Origin of the sequence: Gilliamella sp. Pas-s25, assembly GCF_009795885.1 — a bacterium.
Taxonomy (GTDB): Bacteria; Pseudomonadota; Gammaproteobacteria; order Enterobacterales; family Orbaceae; genus Gilliamella.
The window spans coordinates 1-15,275 of the sequence record NZ_WTEV01000021.1 but is presented as its reverse complement, the minus strand read 5'-3'; the positions used below and the strand labels follow the sequence as shown (position 1 = coordinate 15,275).

General features: G+C 34.1%; 13 protein-coding genes. 11 read left to right on the top strand and 2 right to left on the bottom strand.

Features of this window, described 5'->3' with window-relative positions; all coding sequences use genetic code 11:
• Window positions 1-37 precede the first annotated feature (37 nt).
• Together GQ593_RS09750 and GQ593_RS09745 are read right to left on the bottom strand one after the other, a co-directional pair.
• Complete coding sequence (locus tag GQ593_RS09750) at window positions 38-1,183, bottom strand: iron-containing alcohol dehydrogenase (protein ID WP_160403926.1); 1,146 nt, start codon at window positions 1,181-1,183, stop codon at window positions 38-40.
• 36 nt (window positions 1,184-1,219) lie between these two features.
• Window positions 1,220-2,038: an SDR family oxidoreductase gene (locus GQ593_RS09745; RefSeq protein WP_160431845.1), complete on the bottom strand. Its 819-nt coding sequence runs from the start codon at window positions 2,036-2,038 to the stop codon at window positions 1,220-1,222.
• Window positions 2,039-2,170: 132 nt separating this feature from the next.
• On the opposite strand from GQ593_RS09745, the gene GQ593_RS09740 reads away from it, so the two are divergent.
• From GQ593_RS09740 to celB, 11 genes are all read left to right on the top strand, one after another.
• Complete coding sequence (locus GQ593_RS09740; RefSeq protein ID WP_160431844.1) at window positions 2,171-3,052, top strand: LysR substrate-binding domain-containing protein; 882 nt, start codon at window positions 2,171-2,173, stop codon at window positions 3,050-3,052.
• Window positions 3,053-3,204: 152 nt separating this feature from the next.
• Window positions 3,205-3,654: a hypothetical protein gene (locus GQ593_RS09735; protein WP_160431843.1), complete on the top strand. Its 450-nt coding sequence runs from the start codon at window positions 3,205-3,207 to the stop codon at window positions 3,652-3,654.
• Window positions 3,655-3,731: 77 nt separating this feature from the next.
• On the top strand, window positions 3,732-6,029 hold the full coding sequence (locus tag GQ593_RS09730; protein WP_160431842.1) for a hypothetical protein: 2,298 nt from the start codon (window positions 3,732-3,734) through the stop codon (window positions 6,027-6,029).
• A 13-nt stretch (window positions 6,030-6,042) separates the two neighbouring features.
• Window positions 6,043-7,593, top strand: coding sequence for a hypothetical protein (locus tag GQ593_RS09725; RefSeq protein ID WP_160431841.1), 1,551 nt, complete (start codon window positions 6,043-6,045; stop codon window positions 7,591-7,593).
• A 470-nt stretch (window positions 7,594-8,063) separates the two neighbouring features.
• A complete protein-coding gene (locus GQ593_RS09720; RefSeq protein ID WP_160431840.1) occupies window positions 8,064-8,291 on the top strand; it encodes a ChaB family protein in 228 nt (75 codons plus the stop codon).
• Between the two features lie 692 nt (window positions 8,292-8,983).
• The gene (locus tag GQ593_RS09715; protein WP_160431839.1) at window positions 8,984-10,420 is read left to right on the top strand and encodes a 6-phospho-beta-glucosidase; all 1,437 of its coding nucleotides are present in this window, start codon (window positions 8,984-8,986) and stop codon (window positions 10,418-10,420) included.
• A 28-nt stretch (window positions 10,421-10,448) separates the two neighbouring features.
• Window positions 10,449-10,766 carry a PTS cellobiose transporter subunit IIB gene (locus GQ593_RS09710; RefSeq protein ID WP_160431838.1) on the top strand — a complete coding sequence of 106 codons (318 nt, stop codon included), beginning with the start codon at window positions 10,449-10,451 and terminating at the stop codon, window positions 10,764-10,766.
• Between the two features lie 154 nt (window positions 10,767-10,920).
• Entirely contained in the window at window positions 10,921-12,921 is a 2,001-nt protein-coding gene (locus tag GQ593_RS09705; protein WP_160431837.1) for a PRD domain-containing protein, read from the top strand.
• A gap of 14 nt (window positions 12,922-12,935) precedes the next feature.
• The gene (locus GQ593_RS09700) at window positions 12,936-13,274 is read left to right on the top strand and encodes a PTS cellobiose transporter subunit IIA (protein ID WP_160431869.1); all 339 of its coding nucleotides are present in this window, start codon (window positions 12,936-12,938) and stop codon (window positions 13,272-13,274) included.
• A gap of 15 nt (window positions 13,275-13,289) precedes the next feature.
• Window positions 13,290-13,775: a hypothetical protein gene (locus GQ593_RS09695; RefSeq protein WP_160431836.1), complete on the top strand. Its 486-nt coding sequence runs from the start codon at window positions 13,290-13,292 to the stop codon at window positions 13,773-13,775.
• A 14-nt stretch (window positions 13,776-13,789) separates the two neighbouring features.
• On the top strand, window positions 13,790-15,139 hold the full coding sequence (celB, locus tag GQ593_RS09690; protein ID WP_160431835.1) for a PTS cellobiose transporter subunit IIC: 1,350 nt from the start codon (window positions 13,790-13,792) through the stop codon (window positions 15,137-15,139).
• The last annotated feature ends 136 nt before the right edge of the window (window positions 15,140-15,275 follow it).

The window sequence follows — 15,275 nt, the reverse complement described above, 5'->3', positions numbered from 1 at the left end:
GATGATTTTTGGTCAATGATGGTGCAATCTCAATGGATTAATTCGCTAAATCAAAAATCCCTGCAATAACTTGCCGACTATAAACATCACTCATTTGCCAATCGACCGCATTTTGCGTTGCGTTATCAATCACCCGTTTTAAGTCATGTTCATTAATATTGAGCTGTTTAAGCGTGGTTGGGGTGCCGATTTTGTTAAACCATGCTTTTAGTGCTTCAATGCCTTGTTCGGCTGTGGATAAGCCAAAAATCTGTTTAGCAAAACGTTGGAACTGTTTTGGATTACGATCGTGATACCATTTCATCCAAGCAGGCATAACCACCGATAATCCTGCGCCGTGTGGTACATTGCAAATGGCGCTCATGGCGTGTTCTATCATGTGGTTTGGGTAGCTAAATCCAGCTGTGCCTACATAAGTTAGGCCATTTAAAGCTAGCGTTGCAGCCCAAGCAAATTCACCACGCGCATCTAGATCGTTGGGATTTTTTAATAGTATTTCGGTGGTGCGGATGACGGTTTTAATGTTGGCTTCGATTTGTAAATTAATCAGTTCCGGTTGGGTGGTTGCGGTGAAGTATCCTTCAATAGAATGAGCAATAATATCAGCGGCCGAATACACCAAATAATCGCGGCTGACTGTGGTTTGTAGTTTAGGGTTAATCACCGAGACTTTAGGGAATAAGCAAAATCCATGGATTGGGTATTTTTGTTTGGTTTCTTCGTTTGTGATAACGCCGCCATTGTTCATTTCGCTACCTGTTGCTGCTAGTGTCATGACGTCAAAAATGTTGAGCGCTTTGGTTACTGAAGTGCCGGTAAAAAAGTCCCAAACATCGCCATCATACAGACTACCTGCCGCAATCGCTTTGGCACTATCTAAGCATGATCCTCCGCCAATACTAAGTACGCTGTCAGCAGCAAATTGTTTGGCTATTGTGATCCCTTCACGCACTTTGCTTAAGACAGGGTTGCTTTTTATTTTGCCACATTCGGTAAATTCGATGCCGTTTTGGTTTAGGCTTGTGGTTATGTCGTTAAATAAGCCGGACTGCTTTATGCGGTCACTGCCAAAGATAATGACCACTTTTTTGGCACCAAACTCTTTCATATAGCGCCCTATATTTTTTTCTTTATCGATACCAAACTCTATACGCGTTGGGTTTTGAAAACTAAATTCATACATGATTTATTCCTTCAGGTCATATTATTTCATTTAAAATTAATTGTTGTTATCCCACCAATATTTTGCCGTGGCGCCACCATCGATTAATATGTCACTGCCCGTTATGTAGGCGCCTTTGTCTGACATGATGAATTCGGCAAGATTGGCAATTTCGTCAGGTGTGCCGCCCCGGCCTGCAGGGAGTTGTTTTAGCATATTGCGATAAAAATCTTTTCGGTCACCATTGAGTTCGTCGTTTGCTAAAGGGGTGTGGATTATGCCTGCGCTAATGCAGTTTATTCTGGCGCCACGATGTCCCCATTTGGCCGCTTCCACTTGTACTTTTATGGCGTTGCCGCGTTTGGCTAGTTGATAGGCTTTTAAGGTGTCGTTGATGTTTTTTATAAATGGTAAATCAAGCAAAGCTTCGGTCGGGGTTAAGGCTAGGGCTTTAGTTTGTTCTTGTGTTAGAGGTGCTAGGCGGTGTGAAGATTGTGATCCAATGACTAACGCTGAACTGCCTTTTGCCATGATAGGACTAAAAGCGTCCAATAATAGGGCGTTGCCGTATAAGTCAACGTTGAATATTTGTGCGGCAGACGCTTGCGATGGCGATACCCCAGCAGTATTGACTAAGCCCATTATTTTGCCTAGTTTTGTGGCTGTTTCGACTAATTTGTTGACTGATTTTGGATTTGATACATCGCAAGCGGTGGTGTGTACATTGAATCCTGCATTGCGCAGTTGTTGTGCTTGCTTTTCGGCGTGTTCTGGGTTTAGGTCAGCTAATAGGAGTTGTTTGCCTATCGCTATGCGTCTAACAATTGCAATACCTATAGCCCCAGCTCCACTTAATACAATCACTTCTTTTGTCATGCGCCTCTCCTATTTTGCCTGTTGCTTACTCTTTGGCTATGATTTGATGCTATTTTAGCGAGGGTTTTTATTGAGATAAATGGGGAGGTGTTTTATAGTGTAGTGAATTAAATTCACTAATAGGGTCTGATTGTGTATAACCTAAATGAGTTAAATTACTTTATTATTGTGGCGCAGACCTCTAGCTTTGTTAAAGCAGGGCAATTATTGGGGATTACTTCATCAGCGCTAAGTCATAGTATGCGAAATTTAGAAACTCGATTAAACCTGCGCCTATTTAATCGTACCACGCGTAATGTGTCACTCACCGAGGCAGGTGAACAGTTATTCCGGAAAATTTCACCTTTATTTGATTCTATCCATCAAGAGGTTGATGCGTTAAACCATTTTATTAATACCCCCTCAGGAACGATCCGAATTAATGCTCCAAGTATTGCTGTTGAACAGATTATATACCCTAAATTACGTGATTTTTTGCCTTGTTATCCACAAATTAAAGTTGAAATTCAAGCTGATAATAGTTGGGCGGATATTGTTAAGCAGGGATTTGATATGGGATGCCGTTTAGGGAGTGATATTGCTAAAGAGATGATCGCCGTTAAGATATCGCCTCCTTTAAAAATGGCTGTAGTAGCTAGTCCCAATTATTTACAAGCGAAGGCTGTGCCAACAAGTGTTAAAGATTTGGACAAGCATCGTTTAATTGGTATGCGGATATCTTCTGAGCATGGTACAGAATTGCCATGGGAATTTTTGGAAGCAGGAAAAATGGTGAAATACCATCCACATTCGCAATTTATGATTAACAATCATTTGCGTAAGCAAGCAGCTTTAGATGGTTTAGGTATTACTTGGCTTGCTCGTTCTGGTATTGAACAGGAATTGGCTTCGGGCCAATTGGTTGAGTTATTAGCCGAGTTTGCCATTACATATGATTCTTTTTATCTTTATTACCCAAGCCGCAAAGGGCATTCGAATGTTTTTAAGTTGATTGTCGATGCATTAAAGTGTTAGTCATTTATCATAACGTTTAAATGTATATTGCGTTTTTGTACCCACCTTTGGTGTAAATTAGCCTATTAAAGGTTGTTTATTCATTTTTTATGCCTCAATGTTAGGCAATTATAATTATTTTTAATTAGTATTTTTGCTTAGAAACAGTGATTATGCTAAATAGTCGTGTTTTTACAAGCGATTCGGTAACCTATTACATCAATCCAAAGGCACAACCTAAAGTTTGTTATTTAAAGGTAGGCAACACGGCTCTTGATACAGGCTCTTACGCCGGACCTGCTAACATTTGGAATCCTAATAAAGGGTTTTTAGTTCAATCTACAAATCTATCCTTTTATGGTCTTAACTTTCCAACGACGGGTGCTGGATTGTATTTTGATTTAGATATAGGTGGCGTGAATGGAAGTCAATTGGTTTGGGCTTCTGTATCTCATGGTGGAATAACGGCTATCATGACGCCGTCACCTGATAATGAAGGTATAACATGGGTAACCTTAGCGGGGCCTAGAGCAAGTAGTACGCAAATAAAGACATTGAACCCTAGTTCACTTAGCCGGCCATATTTACCGCAAACTTCTTCGTTTTTATGTAATATTATATAATTTTGGCAAAAATAATTATAAAAATAACTTCTTAATACTTTTTAGGAAGTAAATTATTGGGATATAGGATTTAGTATATGAATATTTTAAATGTAAAGAATTTGTTAATTATCAGTATAGGCATACTATTAACAATTTTTCTTTGCTTGTTTGTAAAAAATTCTGAAAATGAAAGGGTCAATAGCTTAATAACAGATATTGATAGTTTGATAGACAAAAAAAACAGTCAACAAGTTAATTTAAGATATAAATTATTTTTCAATTATCTAAAGCAACAAGAAACTGACTATTCAATTAAAGATAATCACATTTATATTAGTGATAATTTATACATAGATGATGATGAAGCCAAATTTATCTTACCAGATAATTTATCGATAGAAGGTGATTTATATTTAAATAATGACTATATAAGGGAATTACCCAATAATTTATCTGTTGAGGGTGATTTAATTTTATATAAAACCAAAATAAACCAATTACCTGAAGATTTACATGCAGGTTCAATTAGTTTACCTGTAGAGCAAATTAATAATATAGCTTATCGTCAAGAAGTGGGTATTGATGACATTACGTTATTTGCTGTATTTATTGACAATGAAATAAAAATATCAGTACCAGCATGGCGATTTTTAGGTGATCTTAACGCATTTGACGCAAAAATTGATGAAGAATACTCACAAGCCACTGAAGATGAATATCAGTCAGAAATAGAAGAATATAAACAGGCAGCCAAAGAATGTGTCAATGACTTGATTGAGATGAGAAAAAACCAAGCCAATCTACTAATTATTCAAGAGCAGTACAAAGATTTTTTTAAATTCCTAGATTATGAAAAGATCGAATATTCATTTAAAAATAATAATATTATTATTGATGACATATTTAAAATTATGGATAGCTCTATTCAATTACCTGATAATTTATCCATAAGTGGTGACTTTAAATGTGATGGCAGTAAAGTAACCCAACTGCCTCAACTCCCCTATAATTTATCGATTGGTGGTGAGTTTGAAATTCTTTCTTGCGGTATTTTAACGGAGTTACCTAATCGTTTATTTGTTGACTATTTAAATTTAAGGGATAGCTTTATAACTCAATTACCTGATGATTTATCTGTGAATTATCTACTTTTGAGTAACAGCTTTATATCTCAATTACCTAATAACCTTTCTGTTGGTCAGCATTTAGACTTAAGAGGCACACCAATAACTCAATTACCAGATAATTTAAAGGTAGGGAAATCGCTCATTTTAGATGTAAGAAGAATTCGTAATATTGCTTATCGTGAATATATTGGCGAAGATCGAATTACATTATTTTCTGTATTTGTTAATGGAGAAATACAAATATCGGTACCTAGCTGGAAATTTTTAGGGAACCTTAAATCCTTTGAAAGAAAAATAGATGCAAACTATCAAGGTGTGACTGCTCAGCAATACAAACAAGCCGCAAAAGAGTGTGTTGACGAATTAATCGAGATGAGAAAAAACAATGTAGTAAATAACAACCAAATAACTACTAGTGACGTTGAAAATCCAAAAGCAAAAAACACGATAAAAGAGGCGGTTACGCTATCTTCTACACCAGCTAAAAGTAGACAAGAAGATGAAGCGTTTTTAAATAAACTACATAGATATCCATTGTTAGACACAGATCGATTTATTTATATTCATTATAGCGACAGCGATGTATGGATAGATTTTCGGGGCACTACAATAACCAAAATTCCTAATAGGCTATTTATAAAAGGAAGTATGGATCTAAGTGAGACCATGTTAACTAGACTTCCTAATAAATTATATGTAAAAGGTCTTTTAGATATTAGTGACACGGTGATAAGTGAATTACCTGATGGAATATATGTAAACAGGTTAAATGCTAGCAATACCCGCATTACTAAATTGCCAGATAACTTCTATGTTTATGATGATTTGTACTTCAACAATACACCAATAACTGAACTACCAAGTAATTTATTACTTAAGGGTGATATGGATTTATCTGATACGCCTATCACCAAACTGCCTGACAATTTATCAGTAGGTAGAAATTTGAAATTAAATAACACCAATATAACCACATTACCCGAGAATTTATCAGTGGGTAAAGGTTTGGATTTGGATGTTCAAAAGATAACTAATATTGTTTATCGTGAACATGTTGGTGAAGATGACATTAAGCTGTTTTCTGTATTTAATAATGGAGAAATACAGATATCGGTACCTAGCTGGAAATTTTTAGGCAACCTTAAATCATTTGAATCAAAAATAGATAAAAAATTTTCTGAGGTAGTAGCAAAACAATACAAACAAGTCGCACAAGACTGTATTGATGAATTAGCTAAGCGCAGAAATACTAATCGATCCATATAAAAGGATTTGCAATATGAAAATATTAAATAAAATTAATATAAAAACTTTTGTTACTGGATTGATGTTAAGTTTGTTTTCCTGTTTGGTTATTGCAAATGTTGAAAATGAAACGAGAACCAATCCTATTGAACTTCTGTATGAAAAACATGGAGCGTTTTTTGATTATTTAGATTATAAAAAAATTGATTACTCAATTAAGGGTAATTCTATATTTGTTTACGATTCTTTAAATTTGGACAATGAATATATTTTTTCATTACCCGATAATTTATTTATTAGTGGTAAATTAGATATCAACCCATGTTTTATCAAATTTCTACCAAATAATTTATCTGTAAGCGGCGATTTGAATTTATGCAATAACCTTAAAAGTGATATAGTGTCGGCAACTAATTTATCTGTTGGTGGTAATTTAGATTTGAGTTTTGGTAAAGTAAATGAATTGCCTGACAATCTATTTGTTGGCGGAGATTTAGATTTAAGACGTAATAATCTGTATGAAATACCCGATAACTTGTCTGTGAAAGGAGATTTGGATTTATCTGAGAATCCGCTTAATTATTTACCTGACAATTTTTATGTAGGTGGAAATCTTCATTTATTTGCCAACAATCTAGAAAAATTACCTAATAATTTAATGGTTGGTGGTCATTTGGATGTATCGTCTGGCATAGAAGAAATCCCAAATGATTTATTTTTGAATGGCGAACTATATTTATTGGGTTCAAGCGTAAATAAATTACCAGAAGGCCTTTCAGTTAAAAAAAATTTGGTTTTATCTCGTCGTATAACTGAATTGCCAGAACATTTATCAGTTGGTGGTGATTTAAATCTGAGTTTTGGTAAAGTAAATAAATTACCTGATAATTTATTTATTGGTGGAACTTTGAAATTGACTAGTTCAAGTACCATTGAATTACCCAATAATTTTGCTTTAGATGGCAATTTATATTTGGATGATAGCAACATTACTCAATTACCTGATAATTTATCATTGAAAGGGAATTTAACCTTATACAAAGGAAAATTAACTAAGTTATCTGATAATTTAACGGTGGGTGGTTATATTTATTTAAGAAGTACTCAAATTGCCGCGTTGCCTGCTAATTTATCTATAGCAGGTGATTTGTATTTATATGAAACCCAAATAACCGAGCTACCCAATAATCTATCATTAAATAGCGGGCTTTATTTATATAAATCACCTGTAACTAAATTACCCGATAACCTATCTGTAGCAGGTGATTTATCTTTGCATGAAACCAAAATTACGGAGATTCCTAACGATTTGTCAGTAGGTGGAAAATTAGATTTAGATGTAAAAAGCATCAACAATATTGTCTATCGAGAATCTGTTGGAGCGCATAAGATTACCTTATTTTCGGTATTTGTTAATGGCGAAATACAAATATCCATACCTGAATGGGATTTTTTAGGTAATTTTGAATTATTTGAAGCAAGAATAGATAAAAAACTTTCTGAGGCAGAGACACAAGAATACAAAAAAGCAGCAAAACAATGTGTTGATGAGTTGATAAAAATACGAGATAACAAAGAACTCTAAATATTTATTTCATAAATATAAGAATGTGGTATTTAAATATATTTGCCTGAATAGATACTGCGAAGTGTTAATTAATCACGAAACGGTATAGAATCCTGAATATTTTTTACAAAAATTTAGCTTGCTGTCTTAATTTATCTTCAATCTGGCTTTGTTCTTTGTTAGCTGGTTATAAATGATCGGAAGACTGACCATACATATTTAGCCAATCGATAACGGTGATTTTTTTATGATATAGACGCCATAATCGCTTATCTGGAATATGGCGTTAGGTATATGCATTACTGTCATTGCTGAAATTACTATCAACAATGCGAGCAATTCCGACTCGTTAGATCACATCAGCAGATTCTTAAATGAAATTAGCTTGTATTATTTTATAAATCGGACTACATTCGTTGGAGTGCTATTTTTACCATTACCATTTTAAATTTTCAGTCATCTAAGATTAATTTATGAGGGAATGTGATATGCCATATAAAACTCGTGAAGATTTACCTGATTCAGTACGCCATGTCTTGCCTGAACATGCGCAAGATATTTTTAAAGAAGCATTTAATAGTGCAATTAAGGAATATCAAGATCCGCATAAACGGCGTGATAACAGTGCACCAGAAACGATTGCTTTTAAAGTAGCTTGGGCTGCTGTCGAAAAGGTTTATCACAAGGGTGAAGACGGTAAATGGCAACGTAAATAATCATTAGGCAACCCAGTTAAATAATAATTCGATAGAAATAATTTATATCATCCTAATTTTTTTACTAATCATTACTTTTATGAGAATAAAATAAGTTAGGATTAGATTATTTCTATCACAAGTAAAAACGGATTTATTATATTGGTTTTCTTTTTTATCCTAGTTGGGAATAAACTCTGTTTATTTTTTCTCTGACTTACCTTAAACCTATTAACGAAGTAAAACGTAATTAACAGCAATATATTAGTTATCTGGAAAGCCCTTACGAGTTGGGACATTTTATTATAGCATCAGTTCGAAAAGTTCCGCGCATAGGCGGAGTGATTCTTTGCTAAGTAGAAAGCAAGAAATGGCAATTTTAATCATACAGGAAGCTCCATTTTATATTTATTACATTGCTCAATACCATATTATCGAGTTTGTGCCCTCGAAATAGGCTGATGAGTTTGAAGAATTTATTTAAAATTTGGCTTTAACTATTTAAAATTTAAAGTGATTTTTGTTATCTTTATCGTGTGCCGATAAAGTTCTAAATATCAAAAAAAGTAACTCACCTTACTAATATTAATTTATAACTTTCCTCCAAAATATACTTATATTTTTCCTGATCAATACGGAAAAAGTTGGTTAGTAATTCTATTTTTTTCCTTTTATACTAAATTTGAATTATCAATAAACACAGGTACTTGATTATGAATAATAAAGGTTTACCAAAAGATTTTTTATGGGGAGGTGCCGTTGCGGCTCATCAATTAGAAGGGGCTTGGCAAGTCGGCGGTAAAGGAATAAGTGTCGCTGATGTGATGACTGTTGGTTCACCTAAAAGCTATCGAAAAATTACTGAAGGTGTTATTGACGGTGAATATTATCCTAATCACGACGCTATTGATTTTTATCATCACTATAAAGATGACATTAAACTCTTTGCCGAAATGGGTTTTAAATGTTTTCGTACTTCTATTGCTTGGACTCGTATCTTTCCAAAAGGTGATGAACTTGCGCCAAATGAAGAAGGGTTAAAATTTTATGATGATCTTTTTGATGAATGCTTAAAATACAATATTGAGCCGGTTGTTACCCTTTCCCACTTTGAATTGCCTTATTATCTTGTTACTGAATATGGTGGCTTTCGCAATCGTAAATTAATTGACTTTTTTGTTCGCTTTGCAGAAGTTTGCTTTGACCGTTATAAAAATAAAGTCAAATATTGGATGACTTTCAACGAAATCAATAATCAAGCTAACTTTAATGAAGATTTTGCACCATTTACTAACTCAGGTATTTTCTATAAACAAAGCGACGATCGCGAGCAGATCATGTATCAAGCTGCACATTATGAATTAGTTGCTAGTGCTAAAGCGGTACAAATTGGCCATGCCATTAATCCTGATTTTAAAATCGGTTGTATGCTAGCTATGATACCCATCTATCCAGAGACCAGTAAACCCGGTGATATTTTAATGGCACAAAAGGCGATGGAGCGTAAATACTTTTTTGCTGATGTGCATGTCCATGGAGAGTATCCAAACCATATTAAAAAATATTGGCAACGTAAAGATTTTAAACTTGATATCACCAGTCAAGATCTTGAGATCTTGAAAAATGGAACAGTTGATTACATTGGCTTTAGCTATTACATGTCTAATGCAATTAGGAAAAAAGAAGATAATGAAAGCTATGAATATAACGAAAAAACCGATCTGATCGGCAATCAATATGTTAAAAAATCAGATTGGGGTTGGCAAATCGATCCTGAGGGACTTCGTTATACACTTAATTGGTTAACTGATATGTATCGTTTACCGCTTTTCATAGTTGAAAATGGTTTTGGCGCCTACGATAAAGTCGAAGCTGATGGTAGCGTGCACGATGCTTACCGTATTGATTATCTGCGTGAACATATTAAACAAATGAAACTTGCTGTTGAAGAAGATGGGGTTGATTTGATGGGATACACTCCTTGGGGATGTATTGATCTTGTTTCAGCAGGGACAGGTGAAATGGAAAAACGTTATGGATTTATCTATGTTGATAAAGATAACGAAGGTAACGGTTCACTAAAACGTAGTCGCAAAGCCTCATTTGCATGGTTTAAAAAAGTCATTGAGTCTAATGGTGACGTCTTATAAAGCATATAACTATTTTTTAGGAGAGTTTATGAAAAAAGCTTTAATTATTTGTGCCGCAGGGATGTCATCCTCATTAATGGCAAAAAAGGTGACAGAATATTTTGCTAGCAAAAATAAAGCGGTTTCGGTTGATGCGGTATCAGCAACTGAAGGGGCAAATATGATTAAAAATAGTGATTTTTCACTTTTTTTAATTAGTCCTCAAACGATGATGATGTTTGATAAATTGAAAAGTTTGGGTGATGAAGTGGGTAAACCTGTTGTCAGTATTCCTTTTCAGGCCTATATACCCATTCAATCGGGCATTGAACAATTAGCCAAGTTAATTGAGGATAATATCCAATAATTTCAATCAATTTTTGTTTTAGATATAGGTTTGGCGTTTGCCAAATGGCAGCGCCTTATTATCTGGCTGGGGCTGTGGCGTGATTACCTAACGAGTGAAAACCGTCACTATATTATTAACAATACGGTTTTAGTTGGCACAGGTTTGGATAATTGTGATTAAAAACAAACAACGTAACCTTATTAGTTTATTGGTTCGTTCTAAAAATTTATTCAAAAGTAGTGCGTGGTTAGCAACTGAGCTATCATTATCAGATCGCACTGTTCGCACTTATCTTAATGATTTAAAACCATTGATCGAAAGTCATGGTGGCGCTATCGTTAGTAAACAAGGTTATGGCTACCAACTACAAATTAAAGATAGAACAGCTTTCAATTTATTTCTAATTGAACATCATCTATTAGATCGCAATGAAGAACAAGCCAATTGTCGAGAAGCAAGTCAAAGAAAACATCATATTCTTAATCTGTTATTGTTAGAATGTCAAAAAATTGATATAGAGGCATTATCAGAGCGATTATTTATTAGTTCTTCTCAACTCAATAAAGATATTTTAGAAATTAAGCATCAACTTAAACCGTATGGTCTGACAGTCAAAAAAAGTCAATCCTTGTTTTATGTTGAGGGCGAGGAAAAAGCAAAACGACATTTCATTTTGAGCTATTTTTTCCATGATGGATCGATTAATCTTTTGCAGCATCTAACGCATTTAAATAACTTTAGTGATGTCATTAGTTTTGATTCGTTAACCATTATTATTTTAGATGAGTGCCGTGAGGCAAAAATACAATTATCCGATGTGATGATGCAAAATATCGTGTTACATCTGTCATTAAGCATTAAACGCTTACAGTCAGGGCTTTCTATTCAAAATCTTGATATGTCACAATCGACAAAAAACACTTTGGAATATCAAGTCGCTAAAAAGATTATCAATAGAATTGAAAAGGTAACAGGTTTTTGTTTTCCAAAAGAAGAACAAATGTATTTAACTTTACATTTAATGAGTAAATCAAATTTTTGCCAAAATGATTTTGATGCTGAGTTGTATTCGTCTTTGACTCATTTACTCATCAAGATAGAACAAGAGACAGGATATTTATTTTTAAATGATGAGCAATTGAAAAACGGCATTATTCAACACTTAAAACCAATGATTGTTCGCTTAAAGCAACATATTAAACTGAAAAATCCATTAATTAATGAAATTAAAGCCAATTCTCCAGAATTGTTTGAGTTAGTTAAAAATTACCTTAGCCAGCTTCCTGAACTTAAAAAATTTACTATTCATGATGATGAATGGGGCTATTTAACTTTGCACTTTTTAGCTTCGATTGAAAAACTGAAAAATGAACAAAAAGCCAAAGTATTAATTATTTGTGCAACGGGTCTTGGTAGTGCTCAACTACTAAAAAATCGCGTTGAATGTGAATTTAATGAAAGAATCAAAATTGTTGCCACGCAAGGGTATTATGAAATTGAGCCGAAGATATTAGACAAGATTGATTTTATTATCTCGTCAGTGGATCTTTCATCCAAAATATTTAAAGTTCCAGTTTTTCATGTTTCAGTATTTTTTACCGAAGATGATGTACAAAAAATTCGCCGTCATCTTTCGTCACCTAATATGCTTATTTCGACACATAAAGAACCAGTATCAACGTCAAGCTGTGTAGATCATGTTATTGATGCTTTGCAAATGGTAGATGATTTATCTGCTGATTATTTTTACCGATGTGACCAGCCGCAAAGTAAAGAACAAGTTTTAAATTGTTTACTTGATCTTTTAGCGCTAAATGAAACTAGCGATTATAAACAACAGATGATAAAGCAAATGGAAAACCGCATGCGATTAGGCGATATTTTCTTTAGCCCAACCATTGTGGTGCCACATCCAGCAATGCCTGTTGGAAAATTGCCTAAAATTGGCATTGCAATAATCCCTGATGGTGTTTTTTGGGATGATAATTACCCACAAATCCGATTTATCTTTATGATTTCACCCTCGATTTATCAAAATCCGACTCTTGCGATGATGACAAAAGCGATTGTTAACTTGATTGATGATTTAGAAATGCAATCAAAACTATTGAAAACAGATAATTTTCACCAATTTAAACAACTTTTTATCCAACTTATTGAAAAAGGGGTATAGCAATGAATCAGGAAATGAGCTCAGAGGATATTCAACTTATCGCTTTTAATATTATTTTATATAGTGGTAATGCTAAAACTAAAATTCACGATGCTTTTAAGGCGATGAGACAAGCCGATTTTAGTGCCGCCAATCAATTGCTTGAAGAAGCAAATAAAGAGATCTTACAAGCACACCATTCACAAACACAATTACTGCAAAATTATGCAAATGGCACCAAAATCACGATGGAAATTATTATGGTGCATGCACAAGATCACTTAATGACAACCATGAGTTTTCGAGAAATGGCGATTGAAATGTTACACCTATATGAAAAACATCATGAGCTAGAAACAACATTAAAGGGCTAAATAAGGAGTGGCATAATGACACAAAAGCTAACAATGCATAAAAAAATCAGCCTAACCAATCTCTATTTTAATCGATTTTTAGCGATTCGCTATACCGTCGCATTTTTTTTATTTTTGAATCTTTATTGGGCTATCTTTTTAATGGGTTCACTGTCAATTATAGCTCTTTTGCCGATTTCTCTTTTTGTTTTAGGTATACTTACTACATGGGAACAAATTAAGCTTTATCGTAATCATTGCAATAAATTGCCTTATGCACGGCTATTTTATCGTGCCTTAGCGATAGTTTTTGTGACACTAATGATTACGCTCTATACCCCTTTGTATCACTTTTTCTTTCCATTTTTAAAACAGACACCAGATGCTTTACATGTATTAATGGTGTTACTGACGGTAAGCCTAATTATTATCACCTTAATGCTTAGCAAGTTAAATAAAATTCAACATAATCAGGATTTGCATTTCAAAAGAATCCAAGCTTACGAAGAATTTATTAATTAGATGAGGAAAACAAAATGAATACGGGATTTGTTATTTTACAGAAATACCTGATGACGCCCATGGCGAAAATATCACAATTTAAAATTGTTCGAGCTGTAATGGCGGCGGGAATGGCGTCAGTACCTTTTTCTATTGTTGGTTCCATGTTTTTAGTATTCAACACGTTGCCAATGACATTTACGGGATTAGAAGGATTTTTTGAAAATACTTTTTTTAGAGTGAGTGATCTCTATATGATTGCTAATACGGCAACAATCGGTATTTTAGCCCTTTATTTTAACTTTGTTGTTGGTTATGAACTGACTAAGATTGAAGCGGAAGAAACCGGTCTTAAAGTTAATGCTCTTAATGGGGCAATGTTATCCGTTTTTGCCTTTTTCATGACCTTGCCTGAACTGATTATGCAAAATGGTGTGATAACCTTACTCAATGATCAAAGTAATTTAGTCTTTAATGGTCTACGTTTAAAACCCTTTGTCTTTAGGTTGGGGACATCTGGTATATTTATTGCAATAGTTATGGCTATTGTGGCGACTCATCTTTATTTTTTATGCGTCAGGCGTAACTGGGTTGTGAAAATGCCAGAAACAGTTCCACTTGGTGTTTCACGTTCCTTTACTGCACTGATCCCAACTTTTGTGATTGCTTTTTTTGTGATCGTTCTTAATGGTATTTTAATCTATTTTGGTACTGATATTTTTAATATCATTGCTGTACCATTTGCCTTTGTAACCAATCTCACCAAAAGTTGGTTGGGTATTATGGTTATCCTATTTTTAATCCATGCATTATGGGTGGTTGGGATTCATGGTGCGAGTATTATTGGGGCATTTATTATCCCGATTATGTTAACTAATATGACTGAAAATACGGCGGGAGCACATATTCCTTTTGCAGGTGAATTTAATAATTCACTTGTGATTTTAGGGGGATCAGGTTCTACCTTATTAATGACATTCTTTATTGCGTTTTTTGCTAAGTCTAGCCAACTAAAAATCTTAGGGCGAGCATCTGTAGTGCCAGCAATATTTAATATTAACGAACCGGTTATTTTTGGTATGCCGATTGTATATAATCCTTATTTAGCACTGCCTTTTTTCTTAGCGCCCATGGCGTGTGGAACATTAGGTTATTTGGCTATTAATACCGGTTTTATTCACCCTATCATCGCATTAATTCCATGGCCATCGCCAATGGGATTAGGGGCATTTATTAGTACTGGCGGTGATTATAAAGCGGCTATTGTTGCGATATTTTCTGCTATTTTAGCTTTGCTAATTTATCTTCCTTTTGTCAAATTATATGATAATAAACTGTATAAAGATGAGCAAGGTAAATCAGAAAGTCAAATTCAAACAGCTTAGTTTTTTATGTTTTAGATAAGAGCGTATACCTTTAATTAAATGGGGTACGCTCTGGATCGGCTACACTAATTAGTACCAGTTTTATAAGGTCATTGTTATGATAAACTAAAAATAAGAGAAGGTAACAACAATGGCA

Bases quoted from the DNA above. Each gene is read 5' to 3' on its own strand.
- GQ593_RS09750 (WP_160403926.1), bottom strand. From the start codon at position 1,183: ATGTATGAATTTAGTTTTCAAAACCCAACGCGTATAGAGTTTGGTATC.
- GQ593_RS09745 (WP_160431845.1), bottom strand. From the start codon at position 2,038: ATGACAAAAGAAGTGATTGTATTAAGTGGAGCTGGGGCTATAGGTATT.
- GQ593_RS09735 (WP_160431843.1), top strand. From the start codon at position 3,205: ATGCTAAATAGTCGTGTTTTTACAAGCGATTCGGTAACCTATTACATC.
- GQ593_RS09730 (WP_160431842.1), top strand. From the start codon at position 3,732: ATGAATATTTTAAATGTAAAGAATTTGTTAATTATCAGTATAGGCATA.
- GQ593_RS09725 (WP_160431841.1), top strand. From the start codon at position 6,043: ATGAAAATATTAAATAAAATTAATATAAAAACTTTTGTTACTGGATTG.
- GQ593_RS09720 (WP_160431840.1), top strand. From the start codon at position 8,064: ATGCCATATAAAACTCGTGAAGATTTACCTGATTCAGTACGCCATGTC.
- GQ593_RS09715 (WP_160431839.1), top strand. From the start codon at position 8,984: ATGAATAATAAAGGTTTACCAAAAGATTTTTTATGGGGAGGTGCCGTT.
- GQ593_RS09710 (WP_160431838.1), top strand. From the start codon at position 10,449: ATGAAAAAAGCTTTAATTATTTGTGCCGCAGGGATGTCATCCTCATTA.
- GQ593_RS09700 (WP_160431869.1), top strand. From the start codon at position 12,936: ATGAGCTCAGAGGATATTCAACTTATCGCTTTTAATATTATTTTATAT.
- GQ593_RS09695 (WP_160431836.1), top strand. From the start codon at position 13,290: ATGACACAAAAGCTAACAATGCATAAAAAAATCAGCCTAACCAATCTC.
- celB (WP_160431835.1), top strand. From the start codon at position 13,790: ATGAATACGGGATTTGTTATTTTACAGAAATACCTGATGACGCCCATG.